General features: G+C 63.8%; 23 protein-coding genes. 4 read left to right on the forward strand and 19 right to left on the reverse strand.

Features of this window, described 5'->3' with window-relative positions:
- Positions 1–10: 10 nt before the first annotated feature.
- The 5 genes from BMZ79_RS09200 to BMZ79_RS09220 all read right to left on the reverse strand — a co-directional run bounded on the left by BMZ79_RS09200 (position 11) and on the right by BMZ79_RS09220 (position 4805).
- Positions 11–1066, reverse strand: a complete 1056-nt coding sequence (locus tag BMZ79_RS09200) for an AAA family ATPase (RefSeq protein ID WP_090639002.1) — start codon at positions 1064–1066, stop codon at positions 11–13.
- Between the two features lie 371 nt (positions 1067–1437).
- Entirely contained in the window at positions 1438–1914 is a 477-nt protein-coding gene (gene bcp / locus BMZ79_RS09205) for a thioredoxin-dependent thiol peroxidase (RefSeq protein WP_090639004.1), read from the reverse strand.
- A gap of 46 nt (positions 1915–1960) precedes the next feature.
- Positions 1961–2752: an ABC transporter permease gene (locus tag BMZ79_RS09210; protein ID WP_090639006.1), complete on the reverse strand. Its 792-nt coding sequence runs from the start codon at positions 2750–2752 to the stop codon at positions 1961–1963.
- Between the two features lie 5 nt (positions 2753–2757).
- Positions 2758–3552, reverse strand: coding sequence for an ABC transporter permease (locus BMZ79_RS09215; protein WP_090639008.1), 795 nt, complete (start codon positions 3550–3552; stop codon positions 2758–2760).
- Complete coding sequence (locus BMZ79_RS09220) at positions 3549–4805, reverse strand: ABC transporter ATP-binding protein (protein WP_371263657.1); 1257 nt, start codon at positions 4803–4805, stop codon at positions 3549–3551. Before BMZ79_RS09220 ends, BMZ79_RS09215 begins: the two co-directional genes overlap by 4 nt.
- A gap of 261 nt (positions 4806–5066) precedes the next feature.
- Between BMZ79_RS09220 and BMZ79_RS09225 the strand changes: the two genes are divergently transcribed.
- Both BMZ79_RS09225 and BMZ79_RS09230 read left to right on the forward strand, forming a co-directional pair.
- Entirely contained in the window at positions 5067–6173 is a 1107-nt protein-coding gene (locus BMZ79_RS09225) for an LCP family protein (RefSeq protein WP_090639010.1), read from the forward strand.
- Positions 6174–6391: 218 nt separating this feature from the next.
- Positions 6392–7711, forward strand: a complete 1320-nt coding sequence (locus BMZ79_RS09230) for a glutamate-1-semialdehyde 2,1-aminomutase (RefSeq protein ID WP_090639012.1) — start codon at positions 6392–6394, stop codon at positions 7709–7711.
- Positions 7712–7866: 155 nt separating this feature from the next.
- Here the strand turns inward: BMZ79_RS09230 and BMZ79_RS09235 are convergent, their stop codons facing one another.
- The 7 genes from BMZ79_RS09235 to BMZ79_RS09265 all read right to left on the reverse strand — a co-directional run bounded on the left by BMZ79_RS09235 (position 7867) and on the right by BMZ79_RS09265 (position 14159).
- On the reverse strand, positions 7867–8580 hold the full coding sequence (locus BMZ79_RS09235; RefSeq protein ID WP_090639014.1) for a DUF5808 domain-containing protein: 714 nt from the start codon (positions 8578–8580) through the stop codon (positions 7867–7869).
- A complete protein-coding gene (locus BMZ79_RS09240) occupies positions 8577–8987 on the reverse strand; it encodes a GntR family transcriptional regulator (protein WP_090639016.1) in 411 nt (136 codons plus the stop codon). Before BMZ79_RS09240 ends, BMZ79_RS09235 begins: the two co-directional genes overlap by 4 nt.
- Before the next feature lie 95 nt (positions 8988–9082).
- Entirely contained in the window at positions 9083–9940 is an 858-nt protein-coding gene (locus BMZ79_RS09245; protein ID WP_090639018.1) for an inositol monophosphatase family protein, read from the reverse strand.
- Positions 9941–10257: 317 nt separating this feature from the next.
- Positions 10258–11259, reverse strand: coding sequence for a UV DNA damage repair endonuclease UvsE (gene uvsE / locus BMZ79_RS09250; RefSeq protein WP_090639021.1), 1002 nt, complete (start codon positions 11257–11259; stop codon positions 10258–10260).
- Positions 11256–11576 carry a hypothetical protein gene (locus BMZ79_RS09255; protein ID WP_090639023.1) on the reverse strand — a complete coding sequence of 107 codons (321 nt, stop codon included), beginning with the start codon at positions 11574–11576 and terminating at the stop codon, positions 11256–11258. Before BMZ79_RS09255 ends, uvsE begins: the two co-directional genes overlap by 4 nt.
- A 113-nt stretch (positions 11577–11689) precedes the next feature.
- Positions 11690–12880 carry a D-alanine--D-alanine ligase gene (locus BMZ79_RS09260; protein WP_090639025.1) on the reverse strand — a complete coding sequence of 397 codons (1191 nt, stop codon included), beginning with the start codon at positions 12878–12880 and terminating at the stop codon, positions 11690–11692.
- Between the two features lie 70 nt (positions 12881–12950).
- Positions 12951–14159 (reverse strand): amidase domain-containing protein, encoded by a 1209-nt coding sequence (locus BMZ79_RS09265; RefSeq protein ID WP_256252627.1) that lies wholly within the window; start codon positions 14157–14159, stop codon positions 12951–12953.
- A 245-nt stretch (positions 14160–14404) separates the two neighbouring features.
- Here BMZ79_RS09265 and acnA point away from each other — a divergent pair, with 245 nt between their 5' ends.
- Entirely contained in the window at positions 14405–17119 is a 2715-nt protein-coding gene (acnA, locus tag BMZ79_RS09270; protein WP_090639029.1) for an aconitate hydratase AcnA, read from the forward strand.
- A 77-nt stretch (positions 17120–17196) separates the two neighbouring features.
- On the opposite strand, the gene BMZ79_RS09275 is transcribed toward acnA, so the two are convergent.
- Positions 17197–18273, reverse strand: coding sequence for a glycosyltransferase family 4 protein (locus BMZ79_RS09275; RefSeq protein ID WP_090639030.1), 1077 nt, complete (start codon positions 18271–18273; stop codon positions 17197–17199).
- A gap of 460 nt (positions 18274–18733) precedes the next feature.
- The gene (locus BMZ79_RS09280) at positions 18734–19480 is read right to left on the reverse strand and encodes an IclR family transcriptional regulator (protein WP_090639032.1); all 747 of its coding nucleotides are present in this window, start codon (positions 19478–19480) and stop codon (positions 18734–18736) included.
- Between the two features lie 369 nt (positions 19481–19849).
- Between BMZ79_RS09280 and BMZ79_RS09285 the strand changes: the two genes are divergently transcribed.
- Positions 19850–20992, forward strand: coding sequence for an alpha/beta hydrolase (locus tag BMZ79_RS09285; RefSeq protein WP_090639034.1), 1143 nt, complete (start codon positions 19850–19852; stop codon positions 20990–20992).
- A gap of 84 nt (positions 20993–21076) precedes the next feature.
- Here the strand turns inward: BMZ79_RS09285 and folE are convergent, their stop codons facing one another.
- From folE to BMZ79_RS09310, 5 genes are all read right to left on the reverse strand, one after another.
- Positions 21077–21670: a GTP cyclohydrolase I FolE gene (folE, locus tag BMZ79_RS09290; RefSeq protein ID WP_090639037.1), complete on the reverse strand. Its 594-nt coding sequence runs from the start codon at positions 21668–21670 to the stop codon at positions 21077–21079.
- Positions 21671–21710: 40 nt separating this feature from the next.
- Positions 21711–21938 carry a YneF family protein gene (locus BMZ79_RS09295; RefSeq protein WP_090640112.1) on the reverse strand — a complete coding sequence of 76 codons (228 nt, stop codon included), beginning with the start codon at positions 21936–21938 and terminating at the stop codon, positions 21711–21713.
- 104 nt (positions 21939–22042) lie between these two features.
- Positions 22043–23200 carry a tRNA epoxyqueuosine(34) reductase QueG gene (gene queG / locus BMZ79_RS09300; protein WP_090640115.1) on the reverse strand — a complete coding sequence of 386 codons (1158 nt, stop codon included), beginning with the start codon at positions 23198–23200 and terminating at the stop codon, positions 22043–22045.
- A 67-nt stretch (positions 23201–23267) separates the two neighbouring features.
- Positions 23268–23960 (reverse strand): signal peptidase I, encoded by a 693-nt coding sequence (gene lepB / locus BMZ79_RS09305; RefSeq protein WP_090639038.1) that lies wholly within the window; start codon positions 23958–23960, stop codon positions 23268–23270.
- Positions 23961–23967: 7 nt separating this feature from the next.
- Positions 23968–24522, reverse strand: coding sequence for a DUF402 domain-containing protein (locus BMZ79_RS09310; RefSeq protein ID WP_090639040.1), 555 nt, complete (start codon positions 24520–24522; stop codon positions 23968–23970).
- Positions 24523–24700: the final 178 nt, after the last annotated feature.

A 24700-nucleotide genomic window follows, 5' to 3' on the forward strand; every position in this document is an offset into this window, starting at 1 on the left:
TATCGCGCCGTCAACGCCTGCGGCCGCCTTCGGACGCCGGCATCGGCACCGGCGCAGCCGCCAAAATATCCGCCAGCACCTTCGCCGCCGTCCGCCCTTTCACCCAAGCCTCGTCCCGCACGAGCAGCCTATGGGCCAGCACGGGCTCCGCCGTCCCCTTCATGTCGTCGGGCACGACGTAGCGCCGGCCCGCGACGTACGCCGCCGCCTGCGAGGCGCGCACCCAATCCAGCGTCGCGCGCGGGCTCGCCCCGAGCTGAAGCTCCGCCGAGGCGCGGGTCGCGCCGACGACGTGCACGGCGTACGCGAGCAGCGCGGGATGCACGTGCACCGACTGGGCATCCTTCTGCATCCGCATCCATTCCTCCGGCACGATGACCGGCCGCAGCAGCTCCGGCAGCAGACGCTGCCGGCCGGAAGCCAGCATGCCGATCTCGTCCTCCGGCGCCGGATAGCCGATCGACAGCCGCATCATGAAGCGGTCCAGCTGCGCCTCCGGCAGCGGGTACGTGCCGTCGTCGCGCAGCGGATTTTGCGTCGCGAGCAGCATGAACGGCTGCGGCAAGGGACGCGTCTCCCCGTCGGCGGACACGCTCCGCTCCTCCATGGCTTCGAGCAGCGCGGACTGCGTGCGCGGCGGCGTGCGGTTGATCTCGTCGGCCAGCACGACGTTAGCCATGAGCGGCCCTTGGCGGAAGACGAGCTCGCTCCGCTTGCCGTCCCACACCATCCCGCCGACGACGTCCGCGGGCTGCAGGTCCGACGTGAACTGAATGCGGCGGAACTCCCCGCCGATCACCCGCGCGATGGCGCGCACGAGCAGCGTCTTGCCGACGCCGGGCACGTCCTCGAGCAGCACGTGGCCGCCCGCCAGCAGCGCGCCGAACACCCGCGACACGACTTCCTCCTTGCCGAGCAGCACGCTGTTCACGCGCGCCAGCATCAGCTGCAGCGACTGCTGCGCCGCCTCGGGCCACAGGTCCGCCTCCGGCGCGAAATGGATCTCCGCCGCCCCGTTATCCCCTTGCTGCGTCGATTGTTTCGTTGTCGATGGTTTCAGTATCATGCCGATTTCATCTCCTACTCTTCCAAACCTAGTGAAATGCTCTACTTGCTAGTTTCGCCACCAAACGCCCGCTTTACACCTTCCGCCCGCGCGGACGCCAAAAATCCGCCGACGCCGGGGCATCCCGTTCGCCCCGCCGCCGGGACGGTCGAAGCATGCGAATCCTATTGGGCGACGCAAAAAAGGCGTTCGCGCAAGCCGGTACATGCCGGCTTGCGCGAACGCCTTGGTCGCGACGGGACCCGCTCCGTGCGCGGGTCCCCTTCTTTCCCCTAAGCTTTTACAGCTCTTTTGTTCTTTTGCTCTTCTGCTCGTTTGCTCTTTTGCTCTTTTGCTCTTTTACTCATACCGCTAGAACCGCCCAAAACCCCTCACAGCTCGCTGGCCGCCGCCAGCACTTCCTGCACGTGACCCTTCACGCGCAGATTGCGCCATTCCCGGACGAGCTTGCCCTTCTCGTCGATCAGGAACGTCGAGCGCACGAGGCCCATGTATTCGCGGCCGTACAGCTTCTTCATCTGCCAGACGCCGTATAGCTCGCATACCTTGTGCTCCGTGTCGGCCAGCAGCTCGAACGGCAGCTCGTACTTCGCCGCGAACTTCTCGTGCCGCTCCGCCGGATCGTTGCTGATGCCGAGCACGACGGTGCCGTGCTTCCCGAACTCCGCGTAGGCGTCGCGAAAATCGCACGACTCCTGCGTGCACGCCGGCGTAAGATCCTTCGGATAGAAGAACAGCACCACTTTATGCCCGGCGAACTGGCTGAGGCGGACCTCCCGTCCGCCCATGGCCGGCAGCGCGAAATCCGGCGCTTTTTTTCCCACGATCGCTTTCGCTTTCGCTGGCATCGCCCACATCTCCCTTCGTTCGTAAACCGTGCTTCGGCGCGTTCCGCTACGAGCCCGCGCCCCGGTACCGCTTGACGCCGTGGTTCCAGACCAGCAGCCCGAGGCCGAATACGACGACGCCCATGAGCGGCGTGTACGGCGCCAGGTCGGTCAGTCCCGTCTCGTTATGCCCGAGGAAGTACGACGCCGGAATGACGCCCGTGAAGGCGAACGGCAGCAGCCACGTCAGCAGGAACCGGATGACCTTGTTGTATATGTTGACCGGATACCGGCCGTAAGCCGAGATGTTGTACATCAGCGGCAGGATCCCCGTCGGCGCGTCCGAATAGAACGAAATCGCCGTCAGCGCCGTAAAGATCCCCGCGTAGATCAAGACGGAGCCGATCGTGAAGACGGCCAGCATCAGGAAGTCCGTCAGGTGGAACGCCAAGCCGAGCTCGCCCCAGCTGAGCGCCATGATGACGACCCCGACGAGCGAGCCGAACAGGGCCGGCGGATCGAGATTTTCGAGCAGCACCTGGTACAGGTTGTAGGCGGGACGCGTCAGCACGCGGTCCATCTCGCCTTTGACGATATACCTTTCGCTGAAGTTCCAGATGTTGAACAGCATGCTGAAGATGCCCGACGGCACCATGAAGTAGCCGTACACGAACACCACCTCGGCCTCGGTCCAGCCGCCGAGCGTCGGCGTATGCCGGAACACGATCAGGATGAAGATGAGGTTGACCGCCTGGAAGAGCAGGTCCGACAGCACTTCGATCCAGAAGTCGGCGCGGTAGCTCAGTTTGGTTTTGACGTAGTTTTTCATATATTCCGTTGCGAGCGACCAATAGAACATGACCCTTACCCTCCTTGCACGAACAGCCGGCTTCGCGCCTGACGCCATACCCAGGCGATCGGCACGATCAGGACGACGAACCAGACGACTTGAATGCCGACGACCCGCAGCACTTCGTCTCCCGCGATCCGGCCGGTGAAGACGGAGCTCGGCAGGAACGTGATCGCCTGGAACGGCAGCCACTTCATCGTCACGGCCAGCCAGCCCGGGAAGAACGAGATCGGCACGATGACGCCGGAGAACAGATCGACGAGCACCCGTTTCATGCGCAGCATCCCCTCGTTATTTTCGACGAAGAACGCGAACAAGCCTACGAGCATGTTGATCTGCGTATTAATAAGAAAGCTGAACAGCAGCATGACGAGATACACGGCCCACACGCCGGGATCCGTCGGCAGCTTGACCGGAAAGATCAGACAGACGATCGCGAGGCCCGGCCCCATGAAGAGCAGCAGCCGGAACAGCCCTTCGCCGAAGCCCTGCATCAGCTTGACGAACAGATAATTGTACGGGCGGATGAACTGCACGGCCACGCTGCCGTCGCGGATTTCGTTTGCGATCTCGCGGTCGAGGTTATTGAAGTAAAAAGCCCTTGCCATCCAGGAGACCGCGACGTACGTCGTCATTTGCGCGAGCGTGAAGCCGGCCAGCAGCTTCTGGTCCCCGTAGATCGCTTCCCACAGAAAATAGTACGCGCCGATGTTGATCGTGTAGATGACGATGCCGCTGTAATAATTGACGCGGTACGCCAGCATCATGAGAAACCGGATGCGGATCAGGTCCAGGTACGCGCTGTTCATCGCTTCGGCTCCTTGGCCGCGGACGCGCCCGCGCCGACCGGAACGGGCTCGCCGTCCGCGGACGCGGACGACGCGGCGGCCGGTTCGGCTTGTCCGGCGGCTCCGGCATCCGCTTGGACCGAAGCTCCGGCACCGCCTTCCGCGCCGGTCTGCGGCGCATCGGCCGGACCGGCCGCATAGGACCGGCCGGCGGCTTCAGTCCGGCCGCCCGCTTCGGCGCCCGCGCCGAGCTTCGCGGCCGCGTCGTTCGACGCCGAGCCGGAGGAGTAGATCTCGCGGACGATCTCGTCGGTGTTGGTCTCCATGATCTTGATGTCGCGGATGTCCGACGTGCCGCCGACGACGCGCGCCAGCGCTTCCGAGACGTTCACCGCGTGCGGCAGCCACATCGTGGCCGTCAGCTCGTTGTCGACGGTCCATTCCACGCCGGCAAGACCGTTCGTCAGACCGCGCAGCGCGTCGATCGACGGCTGCTCGCCGAACTGGAACTGCAGCTCCCGGCCTTTGCTCCAGCGGTTCTTGAGCTCGTCCAAGCCGCCGTCGTAGATGATGCGGCCGTCGTCGAGCATGATCACGCGCGAACAGAGCGCCTCGATATCCTGCAGGTCGTGCGTCGTCAGCAGGATCGTCGTGCCCTGCTCCCGATTAATTTTTTTTAAGAAATCGCGGATTTCCGTCTTCACGACGATGTCGAGGCCGATCGTCGGCTCGTCCAGGAACACGATCGACGGGTTGTGCAGCAGGGACGCGACCAGCTCGCAGCGCATCCGCTGGCCGAGGCTGAGCTTCCGCACGGGACGGTTCAGCAGGTCGCCGAGCTGCAGCCGTTCGACCAGTTCGTCAAGCCGTTTCTTGAACTCCGCTTCCGGCACGCGGTACACCTTGCGCAGCAGCTGGAAGGACTCGATGACGCCGATATCCCACCATAATTGGCTGCGCTGCCCGAAGACGACGCCGATGCCGCGGACGAATTTTTCCCTTTCTTTATAAGGCACGAAGCCGTTTACCATGAGGTGGCCCGAGGTCGGCACGAGAATGCCCGTGAGCATTTTGATCGTGGTCGATTTCCCCGCGCCGTTCTCGCCGATATAACCGCAAATCTCGCCCTGCGGGATTTGAAAGCCGATGTCCTTGACCGCGGTAATCTCGTTATACTGGCGCTTGAACAAGTCCTTCATCGCGCCGCCGAGGCCTTCCCGGTTCTTCTGTACCCGGAACTGCTTCCTTAAATCTTTGACGTCTATTGCCAGCATGAAGCATCCGGCTCCTCTCCGTTTCGACATTTCCTGGGAAATGTCCGCCCTATTCGTTCCTATCAGATAAAACTTGCTTCTCTACGACAATCCATTTTATAATTTTATGATATGTAATGCTATACCGGATTTTCAAGCCGGGCAACGCGATTGCCTCCGCTTTACGAAAGCCGAACACCTAAAATCGGACGTTATTCACTGCACCGAAACCGGTCGATCCTCATCCGTTTCGGGCTAATACAAGGAGGAAGCGAAACGAAAATGGCGCGCGCACAAGCAAAGCAACCGAAACGCAAAAAGCCCTGGAAATGGGCGCTGCTCGGTGTATCCCTCGTGATTTTGGCGGTCGTCGGCTACTTTGTCTACCAGGCTTACGGCGTATATAACGGTCTCGATTCCCTGAGCAAACCGACCACCGATCCCAAATTCACGAACTACGAAGTGAAGACGGCCGAGAAGCCGCCGGAATGGGAAGGCAAGGAACGGGTGAACATTCTGATCATGGGCGGCGACAACCGCGGTCTCCAGGAGAACGAGAAGGCCCGCTCCGACTCCATGATGGTCGTCTCCGTCGATCCGGTCAAGAAGGACATTCACCTGTTCTCCGTCCTCCGCGACACGTACGTGGACATCCAGGATCACGGCAGCGACCGGATCAACACCGCGTTCGCGGTCGGCGGCCCCGACCTCGCCATGCAGACGATCGGCGACGTGCTCGGTCTCGATATCCAATATTATGTGTACACGGACTTTGAAGGATTCAAGTCCGTCATCGACGCGATCGGCGGCATTCAGAACTTCGACGTCGAGAAGGACATGAACTACGTCGACAACGCCGACGGCAACCGGTACGACATTCACCTGAAGAAGGGCGTCCAGGACCTCGACGGCACGAAGGCGCTGCAGTATGTCCGCTTCCGCCACGACGCGCTAAGCGACTTCACGCGCACGGAGCGCCAGCGCAAGCTGCTCGGCGCCGTGGCCGACAAGATGAAGAGCGGTTGGAGCCTGCTGAAGATGAAGGACATCGTCGACAGCGTCCAAGGCTACATCAAGACCAACATCGGCGTCGACGACATGATCAAGCTCGGCCAGCTCGGCGTGAGCAGCCACATCGCCGGCCAGGCGCAGGTGCCTCCGATGGACCTGATCAGCGGCGAGAAGGTCGGCGGCGCGTCGGTGCTCGCCATCTCCGACGAGGACAAAGTACTGCAGTTCGTCCAAGACGAGCTGCAGAAGGATTCGACGGTTGCGCCTCCGGCGGATGCGGACGCGCAGGGCGCGAACGGCGCGAGCGGCGCGGTGACGAACTCGTCGGACGGCAAGACGGGCGGCAGCGGCGACACCGCGAACGGCTCGAACGATTGATTTCGAATCATTCTTTTCGGCGATTCGATCGAACGCGCGCATTCAAACGAACCATCTGACGATTCATGCGGCGTGTACGAGAAGGGAGCAAACCGGTTCGGCCGGCCGCTCCCTTCTTTGTTGTGCTCCGCCGTGCGGCGGAGGTACAATAGGTTATTGCGAGTTTGTCTTACATATTGCCGGCGGCGTTCAACCCGCCGATCAAGGAGGCCCCATCCATGTCCACTACGCATCGTCCGCGCTCGGAAGCGTTATACGCCGAAGCGCTGCAGCATATCGTCGGGGGCGTCAACAGCCCCTCCCGTTCGTTCAAGGCCGTCGGCGGCGGCGCGCCGGTCTTCATGAAGCGCGCGCAAGGCGCCCATTTCTGGGACGTCGACGACAACCGCTATATCGATTACTTGTGCGCTTACGGCCCGATCATTACCGGCCACGCGCATCCGCATATCACCGAGGCGATATCCGCGGCCGCCGCGAACGGCACGCTCTACGGCACGCCGACGGAGCTCGAGATCACGCTCGCGCGGATGCTGAAGGACGCGATCCCGTCGCTCGACAAGGTCCGCTTCGTCAATTCCGGCACGGAAGCCGTCATGACGACGATCCGCGTCGCCCGCGCCTACACGAAGCGCAGCAAAATCATCAAGTTCGCCGGCTGCTACCACGGCCACTCCGATCTCGTGCTCGTCGCCGCGGGCTCCGGCCCATCGACGCTCGGCATTCCGGACAGCGCCGGCGTGCCGGCCAGCATCGCAAGCGAGGTCATTACCGTGCCGTTCAATGACTTGGACGGCTTGCGCGCGGCGCTGGACGCCTTCGGCGAGGACGTCGCCGCCGTCATGGTCGAGCCGATCGTCGGCAATTTCGGCATGGTGATGCCGAAGCCCGGCTTCCTCGAAGGGCTCTGCCGGATGGCCCGCGAGGCGGGTGCCCTCGTCATCTACGACGAGGTCATCAGCGCCTTCCGCTTCCATTACGGCAGCGCCCAAACGTTCGCCGCGTTCCCGGACCATGCCGCCATCGAGCCCGATCTGACGGCGCTCGGCAAGATCATCGGCGGCGGACTGCCCATCGGCGCCTACGGCGGCCGCAAGGAGGTCATGGACCAGGTCGCGCCGCTCGGTCCCGCGTACCAGGCCGGCACGATGGCCGGCAACCCGGCCTCCATCTCCGCCGGCATCGCCTGCCTGGAGGTGCTGCGGCAGCCCGGCGCGTACGAGCGCATGGACGACCAGGCGGCCCGGCTCGCGGACGCGCTGCGGGCGTCGGCGGACAAGCACGGCATCCCGCTGACGATCAACCGCATCCGCGGCTCGTTCTCCGCGCATTTCTGCAGCCATCCCGTCACCAATTACGATGAAGCGCAGGCTACCGACGGCGAGCGGTTCGGCCGGTTCTTCCGCCTCATGCTGGACCAAGGCATCTGCCTGGCGCCGTCGAAGTACGAAGCGTGGTTCCTGACCACGGCCCACACGGACGCGGACATCGACGCGACGATCGCGGCGGCCGAGCGCGCCTTCCAAGCGCTGAAGGACTGAAGCCGGCACGGCCCCGGCGATCTCGCCGTCAAACCGGCGCCGAACCGCCGCCAACCGCCGCCCGAAACCATAAAGACGCCTGTCCGAAGGCAGCCCGCCGCGCATGAAGCGCGGCGACGGCGCCGGCGGATCGGCGTCTTTTTTCGTCTTCTCGATCACGTCATCAGCGCGAACAGCGCGACGACGGCGAACGGGATGGCGACGAGCGTGGCGATGATCAGCCAGCCCATCGGGCGGCCGAAGTTGACCGTCCAGCCGATGCCGTGCTTCTTCGGCACGAAGACGGCCGGGTCCCCCGGGTTGTAATAGACGCCGCCGCCCGCGAGCCAGTGCTCTTCGTCGCCGGTTCCTTGGCCTTGCAGGCCGAGCCGCCTCACCGTCGCGACCAGGCCGACGATGCCGCCCGCGACGAGCGCCATCACGCCGATCGTGACGGCCCGCAGCGCCTGGGGCGGCCAGCCGTACAGCATCGTCGCCTGGATGTAGCTGAAGAACAGCGTCAGCAGCAGCGACAGGCCGTACAGGAAGACGCTGTTCGCGTACCGGAATTTTCGCTGCTTCGCCTCCCCCGATTCCTTGTCCGCCGAAGAGGCGGCCTTGACCTGCGCGATGACCGCATTCGTGCCCATGATCGTCGCGAGGAGGCAAAGCTGCACGATGTTGAGAAGAAAGACGTTCGCCCAGCTCTTCCGGCCGAAGCCGTCGGGCTCGAAGCTTAGATCGTAATGCGTCGTCAGCGTGGAGGGAATGTCCTTCCACAGCAGCGCGGCCGCGAGCGCGGAGCCCGCGATGACCAGCGCCTGAAGCCAATACCAATGCAGCGACAGGACCCCTTGGCGGCGGTCCCGGCCATGTTGCGTTCCGTTCATTCCAATGAATCTCCCATCCGCGATAAATCGCTGCGGTAAATCGCGACGCAGGCTCTGCTGAACTCGGCCTCCGTCATGCCCCGCGCCCGGCCTTCCGCCGCGAGCGACCGCAGCTTGCTGTTCAGCCGGTCCATGTAGCGCTCCGTCAGGCGCGGCATTTCCTCCTTCGTCGGCACGAGCATGCCGAGCCGGCCGTCGTACCGTTCCAGCAGGAAGCCATCCTGCTGCAGCGTCCGGTAGGCCTTCTGCACCGTCTGCGACTTGATGCGCAGATCCGCCGCCAGCCGTTTGGCCGAGGGCAGCGTCTTGCCCGGCTTCAGCGTCCCCGACGCGATTCCCGCGATAATTTGCTGGGCGATTTGCTCGTGAAGCGGCACATCGCCCTGCAGGTCAAGCTCGATGAACATCCCCCAGCCTCCCCTCCGATCGCGCGCTTGCGCGATCCTTAACAAAAAAACGCCTCTTCTCCGTCATATGCGGACGGTACAAGAGACGTTCTTCGTTAGGTGCCGGCGGTTTCAGCCTGCTGCAGCGCCTGCAGGAGTTCGTCGTGAATGCGGCCGTTCGTCGCCGCGACATGGCGGACGCCGAGGTGGTAATCGTTGCCCTGCATGTCGGTCACCTTGCCCCCGGATTCCTTCACGAGCAGCGCGCCGGCCGCCAGATCCCATGCGTTCAGGCCGACTTCCCAGAAGCCGCTCACGCGGCCCGACGCCACGTAGGCCATATGCAGCGCGGCCGAGCCGACGGAGCGGACGTTGCGCACCTGCGGCGCGATCGCCTGCAGCTGCTTCATGTTAAGCGGCTGGGCGTAGTGCGGATCCGCCGGGAAGCCGCTCGCGAGCAGGCTGTCCCGCAGCGCCGCCTCGCCCGACACCGCCATGCGGCGGCCGCGCACGTACGCGCCCTTGCCCTTCTCCGCCACGAACAGTTCGTCGCGCATCGGATCGTACACGACGCCCACGATGACTTCGCCCCGGTACGCCAGCGCGATCGACACCGAGAAGAACGGGAAGCCGTGCACGAAATTCGTCGTGCCGTCGACCGGATCGACGATCCAGAGGTATTCCGCGTCCTGCACGCTTTGGAGCGCTTTCGCGGACGCCTCCGGACCGGGCTCGACGCCCTCTTCGCCGAGGAACGAATGATGCGGGAAATGCGTGCCCACGAGATTGCGGATCATCGTTTCCGCGCCTTTGTCCACTTCCGTCACGAGATCCTGCGCGGAGTATTTTATCGATAGGCTTGTATGATTGCCAAGCTTGGTCTTGATCCATTCACCGGCCTTGGCCGCGCAATTAATCGCGACGGCGGTGAAGCTCTTGCCTCCGACCAGAGGGATGTCTTTCCCTTCGCTCACGGTCTATCACGCTACCTTCCTATGAGTTCTATTGCGTAGTACCACTATACGTCCGGCTTCGGACAAAGTTTCTTCCGAAACGCGAATTTAACGCATTGTTCAAATCCGCCCCGGCCCGGGCGAAACGCAAGGATCCCCTTGTAATATCCTTCAAAAGTGTACCATTTCCCCGGAATTTACACAAATGTTACACGCTGAAAAGACCGGCGGCTGCGCCATCGGGGCGCGGCTATCCGGTCTGCGTCGGGTAAGAGTCTCGAGCTTGCTTGCCTGAAGATTTCGGCGGACGCCGGCGCCGCCGGATAACGCGGCGCCGGTCAGCGGATCTCGACGCTGCCGCCGTCGATGACGCGGACGCCCGCGCCCTCCGCCTCCAGCAACCGCATGTCGTCCATGAGCTGCAGCAGCGCGGCGTCCTTGCGCTTCGCTTCGATCATGACGTCGAGCCGCGGGACGGAGTCCGCGATGCCCCGCAGAAACCGCAGCAGCGGCCCGATCTCCACGTTGTCGGCATGGCCGCGCGGGTCGCGCTCGCTCTTCGGGCTCGACACGTGCAGCTTCGGCGCGAGCGGCAGCGGCTGCCCGTCCGGGCCCTGCCACGTCCGGACGATGCGCGGCCACAGCTCGCCGTGCAGCGCCGCCTCGCCGTCGCCGCCGTCGTTCACGGCGTGATGGTGAATATCGAGCACCATCGGCGCCCCGACGGCTTCCGCCGCGTGCAGCGTCTCGCGCGCGGTGAACGTCTTGTCGTCGTTCTCCAGCGTGACGCGCACGCGCAGCCGTTCCTCCAGCGCGCCGAACTGGCGGATGAACCGCTCGAGCGAGGCGGGCTTGTCCCCGTAGGCGCCGCCGACGTGGATGTTGCACTTCGTCATGGGGCCCAGGCCCATATGCTCCAGCATCGTGACGTGGTAATTCAAATCTTCGGCCGACTTGGCCAGCACTTCGGGACGCGGCGAGCTGAACACGCAGAAGTGGTCGGGATGGAACGACACGCGCATGCCCTTGTCCCGGGCATAGGCGCCGACGTCCGCGAACGCCGCCTCCAGCGCGGGGTACGGGTTCCAATCCTTCAGCGCGTCGTGCGTCGCGAGCGGGATGAGCTTGGACGTCATGCGGTACACGTACACGTCGTGGCCGACGCAGTGTTTCATGAGCCGCAGCGTCGTCCGCAGGTTCTCCTCCGCGATCCGTTCGAGCCTGCGCAGCCCGGCTTCCCGGTCGTCCAGCTTGGAGAACGTCGCGTAGGTCATCGTCCGCGAAGGGGACGCGTTCTCCAGCAGCACGCTCATCGCCACGAACCCGAAGCGCACGATCATGCCTGGTGCTCTCCGAAGAACATTTCGTAGGCGAGCGCGGTTTGCACGCGCGCCTCTTCCTCCGTCAGCTTCCGGACGAGCTCCATCTCCACCTCGGTCACTTCTTCGCCTTGGAAATTGATCTCGGCGATGGACACGAGGATGCGCACGATCGCGATCGCCTCGTTGTCCGGCGTGTAGGCGATGACCTTCTGGCCGGTCGGGAAGACGCGGAAGCCGCTTTTGACCATTTTGCCGCGGCCGTACTCGAGCAGCTCGTACAATTCCTGCTTGGACTTGAACTTGCAGACCGAGTTAAACTCCGTTTGGAATCCCATGGCGGTTCCTCCTCATTGGGTTTGGATTGCGCGGGCAAGCCGAGGCTTCCCGGGTTTATGTAGGGATTGGCCGGTTTCGCGAAGCCGGCTGCGAAGAGAAAATCCGGCTTGGGTCAAGCCGGACTCCCCCCGCTGAAATCGATGCGCTGCTTCTCGCTATGGCGCGAGATCGCGAGCGCGATGAGCGTATCCAGCAGCTCCGCGTACGAGACGCCGCTTTCCTTCCACATGAGCGGATACATGCTGAACGGCGTGAAGCCCGGCATCGTATTCACTTCGTTGATGAGCAGCTGGTTGTCTTCCTTGCGCAGGAAGAAATCCACGCGCGACAGGCCGGAGCCGTCGATCGCCTGGAACGCGCGGACCGCCATCTCGCGGACGGCTTCCGACACCTCGGCCGGCAGGTTCGCCGGAATATGCATCATCGACTTGCCGTCGATGTACTTCGCCTTGTAGTCGTAGAATTCGCTAGACGACGTGATCTCGCCGACCACGGATGCCCGCGGTTCGTCGTTGCCGAGCACGCTCACTTCGATCTCGCGCGCGTCCACGAACTCCTCGACGATGACCTTGCGGTCGAAGCGGAGCGCGAAATTCACGGCGTCGACGAGCTCCTCGCGGTTGCGCGCCTTGGAAATGCCGACGCTCGAGCCGAGGTTCGCCGGCTTGACGAAGCACGGGTAGCCGAGCGCGGTTTCGATCTCCAGAATATAGTAATCTTCGTCCTTCTCCCATTGCGTCCGGTTGAAATAACGGTAGACGCACTGCGGCAGGCCGTCCTGGGCGAACACCTTTTTCATCGTGATTTTGTCCATGCCGACCGCCGAGGCGAGCACGCCCGCGCCGACGTACGGAATGTTCGCCATCTCGAAGAGGCCCTGGATCGTGCCGTCCTCCCCGAACGTCCCGTGCAGCAGCGGGAACACCACGTCGAGCGGCGCGCCGTCCGCCGACATCGCGCCGGCCGCCGAAGAGACGGCGGAGATCGTCGCCTTGGCCGGGACGGCGGATACCTTCGCCGCCGGCTGCTCTTCCTGCTCCGCGCCGCCGCCGAACACCGGCATGAGCGCCTCGGTGCCGACGACCGCGGCGCCGCCCGCGAGGCGAAGCGAGGCGAGATCCGCCGGCGGCGCCAGCAGCACGTCGCCCGAGCGCCATTCGCCCGCTTTGGAAATATAGAAAGGTTTGATTTCGTATTTGCCGTAATCGAATGCCTTCATGACCGCCAAGGCCGTCTGCAGCGAGACCTCATGCTCGCCGGAACGCCCTCCGTAAACCAGGCCTACGCGCACTTTCTCCCCCATGATTCAATCCTCCGGTTACGTATAATTTCCCACACAGGCGGGTTGTCATTCCTTGGGCTTGAAGCGCACTTTAAAATTCGTCCGCGATATGAAAAAAACGGTACCTGGTGTTCTCCGTCCAGGCGTAAGAATCCTGGTAGTCCCAGTACCGGTGGCGGCTCGGCACCGTGTTCGCGTTGACGAGCGGCATGCCGGCCGCGTCGAACGCGGTGACGATCGTGCTGTGCTGGAACCGGTTGTCGCCGCCCCAGTCGTAAATGATGACGTCGCCGAGGGCGAGCTGATCCGCCGAGTCGACGACCGTCGCCCGCAGCGAGGAATTATGCGGCGCGGACAAATAATGCTGCAGCGCGTTCGCCACGGCCCAGCTGTAGCTCCAATTTTCCCGGCCGCCGCTGAAGCCGCGGTACCACCAGCCGGAAGCCCTTTTACCAGTATAGTTCATCGGCGCAGCCCCTGCAAAGAGACACTGGGAGATGTAATTGGTGCAATTGACCTCGAAAAGCTCGTAGGCGGGATTGGCTTCGTTCCACCAGCGGTCGGCATAGGCGGCGGCCATGTCGCGCCTGTACCGGATTCCGGCGCGGCCATGTTTGAAATTCGGCAAAACGTCATAATTTATATAAGGTATGGATTGCGGCTTGCTCTCCGCGGCAAGGGCGAGTTCGTCGGCGAATTCCGCCGCATGGTTCGAATGGGACGAGGCGTACCGCGGACGGCGCTCGGACACGATCGGCTCGATCCGCGTAATGGCGTAGTCGCCGCCGTCGGCGGACAGCCAGAGACGCTCGCGGTCGCGCCGCTCCTCCGCGTAGGTACGGCCGCGGTGGTCGACCGTCCGTTTGACGCGCAGCTCGATCAGGACGGACACTTCGGAGAGCGTGCCGGACTCGCTGACGCGCAGCAGCTCGGCGCTCGTCTCGCTCCGGGTCGGCACGAGGCCGCGCAGCAGCTCGTTCTCGCGCAGGCGGGCAAGCCGCTGTCCGAACCGCTGCAGATGGTCTTCGTCGGCGATGATGGCGCCGAACGGCGCGGCGTAGCGGTCGATCTCGGCTTGATTGTACAGCTTCACGTACTTGTGCACGGCTTCCTTCCAGCCTTCGGAGCGGGCCGCATGGCCCGGCCCGACGCTTTCCCGCGCCACCATGGCGCTGCCGGATCCGCGCGCGCCGTGAGGCCGCGGGGCCGGCGACGGCGCGCGCTCCGGCCTGCCCGGGGCGGACGCGCCCTTTTTCGTGATCGTTTTGCCCGTTCCCGTCCGTGTTCGCGATCGCGGCACCATTGATCCCTCCCGCAAATCCGTCATGAAAACCCATTCCTGCCCGCAGGCGGAAGATGGCTGGTTCATTATATGAGCCGCGCAGCGGTTTCATGAAAAACGGGCGGAAAACGGCCGCGGAAGGCGATATTTGGTCTTTCCTAATCGCGCAAAACCCGCTATACTTAGAGTATCAATTGTTTTTTGAAATTGTGTTTCACAGAGTGAAACAGAAACACCCCAACGTCAAGGAGGCGCGAAGCGCAATGACCAAGCAAAACGAGTATTCCGTCCGCGAAACGCTCTCGGTCGGCGGCAAGCAGTTCGCTTACTACCGGCTGAACGGACTGGAAGAGCAAGGACTGGGCAAGATTTCCAAACTCCCTTTTTCCATTAAAGTGCTGCTCGAAGCGGCCGTTCGCCAATTCGACGGACGCGGCATCACCAAAGAACACGTCAAGCAGCTCGCCACGTGGGCGGACGGACGCGAAGACAAAGAAATTCCGTTCATCCCCGCGCGCATCGTCCTGCAGGACTTCACCGGCGTGCCGGTCGTCGTCGATCTGGCGGCCATGCGCGACACCGTGAAAAAATCCGGCGGCGACCCGAAGAAAATCAACCCGCTGGTGCCGGTCGACCTCGTCATCGACCACTCCGTCATGGTCGACGCGTTCGGCACGCCGGACGCGCTCGAATACAATATGGACATCGAATTCAAGCGCAACGAAGAACGTTACCGGTTCCTCCGCTGGGCGCAAACGGCGTTCGATAACTTCCGCGCCGTTCCTCCGGGCACGGGCATCGTTCACCAAGTCAACCTCGAGTACCTGGCTTCCGTGGCCGCGACCAAAACGGTCGAAGGCGAAACGGTCGTCTACCCGGACTCCCTCGTCGGCACGGACTCCCACACGACGATGATCAACGGTCTCGGCGTCGTCGGCTGGGGCGTCGGCGGCATCGAGGCGGAAGCCGGCATGCTCGGCCAGCCGCTCTACTTCGTCACGCCGGAGGTTATCGGCTTCCGCCTGACGGGCAAGCTGTCCGAAGGCGCGACGGCGACCGACCTGGCGCTCACGGTTACGCAAATCCTCCGCAAGAAGGGCGTCGTCGGCAAATTCGTCGAGTTCTTCGGCCCGGGCCTGTCCAACATTGGCCTCGAAGACCGCGCGACGGTCGCCAACATGGCCCCGGAATACGGCGCGACGATCGGCTACTTCCCGGTCGACAACGAAGCGCTCCGCTTCCTGCGCGCCACCGGCCGCACGGAAGAGCAGATCGCGCTCGTCGAAGCGTATTATACGGCGCAAGGCATGTTCCGCACGGACGACACGGCCGAGCCGACGTTCTCCGACGTCGTCGAGCTTGACCTGTCGACGGTCGTGCCTTCCCTCGCCGGTCCGAAGCGTCCGCAGGACCGCGTCGAGCTGACGGCGATGAAGGAATCGTTCAACGGCATCATCCGCACGCCGATCGAGAAGGGCGGCTACGGCCTGACCGACAGCAAGATCGAAGAGACGGTCGAAGTGAAGCACCCGAACGGCCAAGCGAGCAAGATGGGCACGGGCGCGGTCGTCATCGCGGCGATCACGAGCTGCACGAACACGTCCAACCCGAGCGTCATGCTGGGCGCGGGCCTCGTGGCGAAGAAGGCCGTCGAGCGCGGCCTGAAGAAGCCGGCTTACGTGAAGAGCTCCCTGACGCCGGGCTCCCTGGTCGTCACGGACTACCTGACCAAGTCCGGCCTGCTCGAGCCGCTGGAGCAGCTCGGCTTCTACGTGGCGGGCTACGGCTGCGCGACGTGCATCGGCAACTCCGGCCCGCTGCCGGACGAAGTGAGCAAGGCGATCGCGGACAACGACATGACCGTCGCGGCCGTGCTCTCCGGCAACCGGAACTTCGAAGGCCGCGTCCACGCGCAGGTCAAAGCCAACTACCTGGCTTCGCCGCCGCTCGTCGTCGCTTACGCGCTCGCGGGCACGGTCAACATCGACCTGTCGAACGATCCGATCGGCTACGACGGCAACAACCAGCCGGTGTACCTGAAGGACATCTGGCCGACGTCCAAAGAAATTTCCGACGCGCTCGCTTCCGCGATCACGCCTGAAATGTTCCGCTCGAAATACGAGAACGTCTTTACGCAAAACGAACGCTGGAACGCCATCGACGTGCCGACGGGCGAAAGCTACGAGTGGGACGCGAAGTCGACGTACATCCAAAACCCGCCGTTCTTCGAGAACCTCGGCGCGGACGTGGGCGACATCGCCGACATCAAAGGCTCGAACGTGCTGGCGCTGCTCGGCGACTCCGTCACGACGGACCACATCTCGCCGGCCGGCAACATCAAGGCCGACAGCCCTGCGGGCAAGTACCTGATCGAGCACGGCGTCGACAAAGCGGACTTCAACTCCTACGGCTCCCGCCGCGGCAACCACGAAGTCATGATGCGCGGCACGTTCGCGAACATCCGCATCCGCAACCAGGTCGCGCCGGGCACGGAAGGCGGCGTGACGACGTACCTGCCGACGGACGAAGTCATGTCGATCTACGACGCGTCGATGCTGTATCAGAAGCACGGCAAGAACCTCGTCGTCATCGCCGGCAAAGAGTACGGCACGGGCAGCTCCCGCGACTGGGCGGCGAAGGGCACGTTCCTGCTCGGCGTGAAAGCCGTCATCGCCGAGAGCTTCGAACGGATCCACCGTTCCAACCTGGTCGGCATGGGCGTCCTGCCGCTTCAATTCCAAGAAGGCCACGGCTGGAAGACGCTGAACATCACCGGCCGCGAAACGTTCGACATCGTCGGGCTGAGCAACGACGTCCAACCGGGCCAAACGGTGACGGTCTCCGCGACGCGCGAAGACGGCACGACGTTCGAATTCCCGGCCATCGTCCGCCTGGACTCCACGGTCGACGTCGACTACTACCGGAACAGCGGCATTCTCCAAACCGTGCTCCGTCAAATGATCGCCGGCAACAACTAAGCTTGCCGACGCATACGAAAACCGGGTCCGCTCGCAAGAGCGGACCCGGTTTTTTCTATGTCCAGAGCATCCCCGCCTCAGGGCTTGCGAACGATCACGTCGTTCAGCATGCTCATGAAATACGTCGTATAGCGCTCGGCGGAAAAATGATGCCGGATGTGCATCTCCGCCTGATTGCGGATCGCGCTGCGCAGGGCCGCGTCGGTCATGAGCGACTTCGCTTCGGCGAAGGCCGCGTCGATATTGCCGAGCGGATAGAGCTTGCCGGTCCGGTTATGGATCACGAACCGGTTGACGCCGTCCGAGTGCGTCGTCAGGACGGGACAGCGGCACAGCATCGCTTCCGCGACCGCGTAGCCGAATCCTTCGAGAACGGACGTGGAGCAGAGGAAGCCTCCGGAATCTCCGATGACGGATAAATAATCCGCGACTTGCGCGTGGGGAATATTGGAGAGGGCCATCACTTTATCCTGCAGCCGCAGCCCGCCGACCCACCGGTCGAACTCCTCCTTCTCGCCCGGCACGTTCAAGGTCGCGTCGCCGAACATCCACAGGCACGCGTCGGGATTGTGCGCGAGGATCCTCGAGCCGATCAGCAAAAATTCGCGCCAGTTTTTGTTCGGTTCAAGCCGCCCGACCCAGCCGACGATGGGAAACGGCTTGGGCGGATACGGAACGTAGGCGAATTCCTCCGTTTCGAGCGGGTTGTCGAACGTGAAATAGGGCATGCCTTGCAAATACGTCGCCAGCAGCGTCTCCAGATGCGAAGTGCGCGGAATGAGCAGCGCGTCCGCCGTTTGGCGGATCCCCGCCGCCGCCCCGGCCATGAAGGCATGGGCGGTTTCCGGCTGCCCGAGACCCTGCAGCTCGAAGACGAGCGGACCGGCGTACCCGATCCTGCGCATCGTGCGCAGCATCTTGTCGTCGGTGCAGACGATGACCGCGTCGTAGCGCTGGCTCTCGATCAGCCACCGGAACTCCGCGTCCGTACGCAGGACGAAGGTCGGGATGTCCCAAATGTTCTTCAGCCCTTCGCCGTCGTGCGTGTAGAGCAGGTGGCATTCGGCGCCGATCTTCCGCAGCGCCTTGCACCGGACCCGGTTGAGCGTCTCCATGCCGCCGCTCGGCGTGAAGAAGGCGAATAGAATTTTCAACTGCGATCACTCATTCTTCGATCCCCGTCCTTCACGCGTATGCGGCCGGCGGTCGCGCCCGGCGAAAGCATGCCTGCTGCCTGTATGGTACGGAAGTCCCCTCCCGCCGGCGCCGCGGCGTAACGGCGGCCGGCGGGGGCGGGACTTCGACGGAATAAACCTGTTCATGGACGGCTCGGATTCCCTGCGCGTTGCGATTGCCTTGGAGGATGCCGCGGCGTTCCGGACCCTTGCCGGGGCGCGCCGCCGTCGCTATCGCGCCGGGGCCGGATCGCGTCATCCTGGTCTTAGCTTATGGCGGAGGGCGCGGCGCCGCTTGTGCGGTTGTCCCCCAAGGCGCGGCGGACGCGAATTTCCGCGCGCGCCGGGCAGAGAGAAGCGCCCGCGGCGGATGCCGACGGGCGCTTCTCCCGGGGACGTGCATAGGATCGGACGGGGACGCGAGGCGCGGGCCGGCCGCTTATTTCAGCATGGAACCGAGCCGCTTCGCCGCTTCCATGACCGCCGGCGCCTGCTCCCGCATCTTCTCCGGCGTCAGCCGGTTGGACGGGCCGGACACGGAGAGCGCGGCGACCAGCTTGCCCGTGCGGGAGAAGATCGGCGCCGCCACGGCGGCCGCGCCCTGCTCGCGCTCCTCCACGCTCATCGCATAGCCGAGCGCGCGCCACTCCTCGAGTTGCTCGCGGTACTGCGCGCGGTCGAACTGGGCCGGCCAGGACGCGTCCTGGAGCAGCTCCTCGCGCCGCTCCGGCTCCTCGAACGCGATCAGCACCTTGCTCGAGGCCCCGACGTAGAGCGGCAGCCGCGCGCCGATCGGCGCCACCCGGCGGATCGCCTGGATGCTCTGCACCGCTTGGATCCGGATCCGCTCGTTGCCGTCGCGCAGGTAGAGGCTGACCGTCTCGCCGAGCAGGTCGCGCAGCCGCTCCATCTCCGGCAGCCCGATGACGGCGGGATCGTCGGCGCCCGACATGTTCGCCGACAGCTCCCAGATGCGCAGCCCGAGCCGGTAGCGGTCCGAGGCCGCGTCCCGCGCCACGAAGCCGCGCTGCTCCAGCGTCGCCAGCATGCGGTGGACGGTGCTCTTGTGCAGCCCGACCTGCTCGGCCAGCTCCGTCATCGCCCATTCCCGCCGTTCGGTAAAGCACAGCAGCAAATCCAGCGCGCGCTCGACGGCGCGCACCGTCGATTTCCCATCCTCCGCCATAGGCCTTCTCCCCCAATCGCCGGTTTCTTTCTATCGAATAATGGTTTCACTTAATGAAACTTATTTACACCTAGTATAACCCGAATGACGCAGAACGGTAAAGCATCGCCGTCGAATCCGTCTTATTTTACAGCAGGATTACAGGCGGATAACAAGTTGTCGACACGCATTGACAGGCTGGTCCTTTCGGTCATAACATAGGAATACGGAACTAATAGCAAACGCTTTCAGAAAAGTTTTCCGAATCTTCCGCTCATTTAAATGTTTACCTGCTTTTGTCGAAACCATTCACGTTCGGCACGGTCGTCCGGCCGCCGTTCGTTTGCCTCTTCCTCTCCCGTCATCCAGAAGCATAAGGGGGTTCCCATCATGAGCACGACGATTACACCGCTGCACCCGGCCGGCCCTTTCCCGCCCGGCCTTCTGCCCCCCCTCGCGCCCGCGCCGGCCGAACAAGCGGGTCCCGGCGCGCGGCGCAGGCATGCCGCGCTCGCGGTGCTGTCCGCCTTCGCCGCGCTGCTGCTGCTGCTGGCGCTCGCCTTCCACGGCTACGTCGCGTGGGTCATCGCGCATCCGTACGTGCCCGCGCTGACGTCGAATCCGCTCGCCGCCAAAGGGCTCGCGTACGACGACGTCGCCTTCCCGAGCAAGAGCGGGCGCACGACCGTCCACGGCTGGTACATTCCCGCGGCGGCCTCCGGCGGCGGCGCGCCGGCGACGCTGGCCGCCGCCGGCGCGGAAGGCGGTCCGGCCGCGGCCAAGGCCGCCGCGGTTCCCGCTTCCGACCGCACCGTCGTCTTCAGCCACGGCTACGGCGCCAACCGCGAGGAAACGTGGGTGCCGATGTACGACCTCGCCGAGCTGATGCACGGCCTGCACTACAACGTCTTCATGTTCGACTACGGCTATGCGTCTTCCGGCGTGCGGACGCCGGCCACGGGCGGCCGCGAGGAATCCCAGCAGCTGCTGGCCGCGGTCCAGTACGCGCGCTCGCAGGGCGCCGGCGAAGTCGTCGTCTGGGGCTTCTCCATGGGCGCCGGCACCGCGCTGCAGGCGGCGCTGCAGACCGACGCCTCCGACCGGATCGACGCGATGCTGCTCGACAGCCTGTTCCTGCCGACGGGCGACTCGCTCTACAGCAACGTGCAGCAGTATTTGAAGGACTTGCCGCGCTACCCGTCGGTGCCGCTCATCAAGTGGATGCTGCCGTTCTTCACCGGCGTCCATCTCGACAGTCTTCCGGTGCGGCAGGTGCTTCACACCCCTTATCCGATGCCGGTCTTCATCATGCACGGCACGGACGACGCCATCGCTTCCGTCTCGACCGCGAAGCGGATCGCGGCCGACCAGCAGAACGCGCTGTCGCGCAGCTGGGTCGTGCAGGGCGGCAAGCACGAGCTGCTCTTCAAGACGCGGCCGAAGGAATACATTCAGCGCGCCGCGCTGTTCCTGAGCCAGGTCGACGCGTCCTACAAGACCGCCAAGGAAGCCGATGCCGGCAAAGTCGCTTAACCGGCGCGTGCCGCGCATCGCAAAAAGGCCCTCTTCGCGCTGCCGCCGTCAGGCGGCCCGCGAAGAGGGCCTTTGCGTATGCGATTACTGCTTCAGCAGCGACAGGAATTCCGAGCGGAGCGGCGCGCTCGTGCGGAACTCCCCGCGCACGGCCGACGTCACCGTCTTGCTGCCCGGCTTCTTCACGCCGCGGGCGCACATGCACAGATGCTCGCCTTCCACCACGACCATGACGCCGTGCGGCTGCAGCACTTCTTCCATAATGTCCGCGATCTGCGTGGTGATCCGTTCCTGCACCTGCAGACGGCGCGTGACCGCCTCGACGAGCCGCGCCAGCTTGCTGAGGCCGGCGATTTTGCCGCTCGGGATGTACCCGATGTGCGCTTTCCCGAAGAACGGCGCCATATGATGCTCGCACTGGCTGTAATAGACGATGTCCCGCACGATGACCAGCTCTTCGTGCCGCTCGTCGAAGGTGACGCCGAGCACGTCGCGCGGATCGACCGAGTAGCCCGCGAAGATTTCTTCGTACATGCGCGTCACGCGCGCCGGCGTCTCCTGCAGCCCCTCGCGGTCGACGTCCTCGCCGATCAGGCTGAGGATTTGCTTGATATGGTGCTCGATTTGCTCCCGATTATCCGAAACGACAGTATTGACGTAGTCCTTGATCCCCGCCATAGCGTATCGTCTCCTTTCCCTGCCGGCAAGCCGGGGACGATTATCTCCGTTTCCCGCCCGGACGCTGGTTTTGGTTTTTCATCATCTGCTGGGCCTTTTGCAGCTGCTGGTTGTTCATGTTATAGCCCATTTGCTTCGCCATTTTCTTGAGCATGTCCGGATCGTTCTGCATCTTCTCCAACTGCTTGCGGAGATAGAAGACGCCGACGAAGAAGCCGCCCACGGCGCCGACGATGAGCGTAATGATCGGAATGATGACCGTCCACATATTCGTCACCTTGCCTTGTCTCGTTTTATAGTCATATTGCCCTTTATAATAGCACGAGGGACCATGCGTTCGCAAACAAAGAATGCATGGTCCCTCCGCTATGATTATTCCCGTTCCGGCACGCCGGAAAGCGCGTTCGCGGCGGTTGCTCCGCCGGTCTCGCGCAAGCCGTCCAGCGCCTGTCCGATCGCGTCCCGCACGGCCTCGTCCCGCTCGTTCCCGAAGGCCTGCGCGAGCGCTTCGGCGGCCGCCCCGCCGCCGATCCGGCCGAGCGACCAGGCGGCCGTCGCGCGCAGCTCGAAGCGCGGATCGTCCCGCAGCACGCCCGCGAGCGCGGGCACCGACGCCGCGTCCTTGAAGTTGCCGAGCGCGATGACCGCGTTGCGCTGGATCGGCTTGCGGCCCCGCCAGGCGGACGCATTGGAACCGTACCGTTCTTTGAACTCGCGGTTGCCCATCGTCAAGAGCGGCACGAGCAGCGGCTTTACCTTCTCGTGATCCGGTTCCAGCTCCGAATGATGATCGGCATGCTTGCCTTTGTTCTCCGGGCAGACGATCTGGCACGTGTCGCAGCCGTACAGCCGGTTGCCGATCTTGCGCATCAGCTCGTCGGAGACGAGCCCCTTCGTCTGCGTCACGAACGAGATGCAGCGCTGCGCGTTCAGCTGCCCGGGCGCGACGATCGCGTCCGTCGGGCAGGCGTCGATGCAGGCCGTGCAGCTGCCGCAGCTCTCGGTCACCGGCGCGTCCGGCGGCAGCGGCAGGTTCGTGATCATTTCCCCGAGGTAGACCCAGGAGCCCCACTCCGGCGTAATGATCGCGCAGTTGCTGCCGCTCCAGCCGATGCCGGCGCGCTCCGCGACCGCGCGGTCCGAGAGCGCGCCCGTATCGACCATGCTCAGGAAGCGCCCTTCCGGGACGCGCTCCCGCAGCCATGCCTCCAGCCGCCGCAGCCGCTCGCGCAGCACCGCATGGTAATCCTCGCCCCAGGCGGAGCGGGACAGCAGGCCGCGCCGCGCGCCGGGCTCGGATTTGGGCGGATTCTTCAGCTTGGACGGATACGCGATCGCGATCGCGACGATCGACCGCGGATCGTCGAACAGCAGCGACGGCTCCGTCCGCTTGTCCAGGTCGGGCTCCTCGAACCCGGATTCGTAACCGAGCGCGCGGTGCCGTTCGAGCCGCTCCCGCAATTCCGTGAACGGCTCCGCCGAGGCGACGCCGATTTTGTCGATGCCGAGCTGCCGCGCGGCGGCCTTCATGTCTTCCTTCAGTTGCGTCCAATCGATGCTGCCGCGTTCCAAGCCCGGCACCTCCTTCCCCGCTCCCCTACAGGGCGGCCCACTGCGTGATCGGCCACAGGATCAAGTCCGCGCGGCCGAGAATGGCGCTCCGCGGCACGGCCTGGAACGAACGGCTGTCGCGGCTCGCGCTGGCGTGGCGGTTATCGCCCATGATGAAATAATGATCGACCGGCACGTCCACCGGACCGAAGTCTTCGTCCTCGATCAGCACGTCCGTGTACGGCTCTACGACGAGCTTCCCGTTGCGGTACAGCTCGCCCTGGCGAATCTCGATCCGGTCTCCCGGCATGCCGACGATCCGCTTGACGAGATAGTCCTCCCGCTCCGACTCCGGGGCCGGATCCTTTAGAATCACGACGTCGCCGAGCCCCGGCGAGCCGGTCCGGTAGCTCAGCTTGTTGACGAACAGCCATTCCTTCTCGTAGAGCGTCGGCTGCATCGACCGGCCTTCCACCGTCGAAAGACTGAAGACGAAATAATGCAAGCCGAGCACGACGACCACGGCGACGACGAGCGTCCGTCCCCATTCCCACAGCTCCTTCGCCCATGGGGACAGCTCGGATCGCCCGCCCTCGCCGCGCCGCTTCGCTCCGGACGCGCGCTCCGGTTCGGACGCCGGCTTCCGCGCCTTCGCGGAAGCCTTCCTGTGCTTGCGCGGCCCCAGCGCCTGCTTCGGCTCCTTCGGGAACCCGGTTCCCGGGCCTGGCCCCGTACTCATCGTTCAGCTACACCTCGCCCGTCTGGTTATGCCATGCCTCGTAATAGGATAAGATAAGCGCGTCGTCGAACGGCGCCCTGCCGTTCTGCGCGCGGTCCAGCAGCGCCTTGAGCCCCTCCATTACTTTTCGGTTGACTTCCTCCGAATAATGATAGGCGATCTTGTGCATCTCGTACTCTTCCTGGTCCACGACCTGCGCCTTGCCGCCGCCGCGGGGCACGATCACGTCGAGATCGTAGTCGATGTACGTCAGCACGTCGTTCTGGAAGAAAAGCGGCGAAGCCACGTTGCAGTAATACCGCACGCCTTGATCCTCCAGCAGCCCCACGACGTTGAACCACTCGCCCGGAATGAAGAAGGACACCGCCGGGACCCGGCTGATCCACTGCTTGCCGTCCGCTTCCTGGATCGGGGTTTGGCGGTTGATGAACACGAGCATCGATTCCGCCGCGTGCGCCGGCGCGAGCGCCTCCGCGGGCACGAGCCAATTCTCCAGCCATACCCGGTGCAAATGCCCGTTGTTCTTAAAGCTCTTAATGACACAAGGCCGATAGGTCGTCATAAGCAATACTCCTACGCAGGTTGAATTTCTTGCAGGCGTGCAGATCGTTATTCTTATTATTTCCAATTATGACGCGAAAACGAGCGTATAAGTCAAGAAAAGCATATCTGTTCGCCAAAAGCAATGACGGCAGATATGCTTGTCCGGTCGTACGCGGTATAAATAAAGAGGCCCGAGC

This window comes from Paenibacillus sp. UNC496MF, assembly GCF_900113915.1.
Classification (GTDB): domain Bacteria; phylum Bacillota; class Bacilli; order Paenibacillales; family Paenibacillaceae; genus Paenibacillus_Z; species Paenibacillus_Z artemisiicola.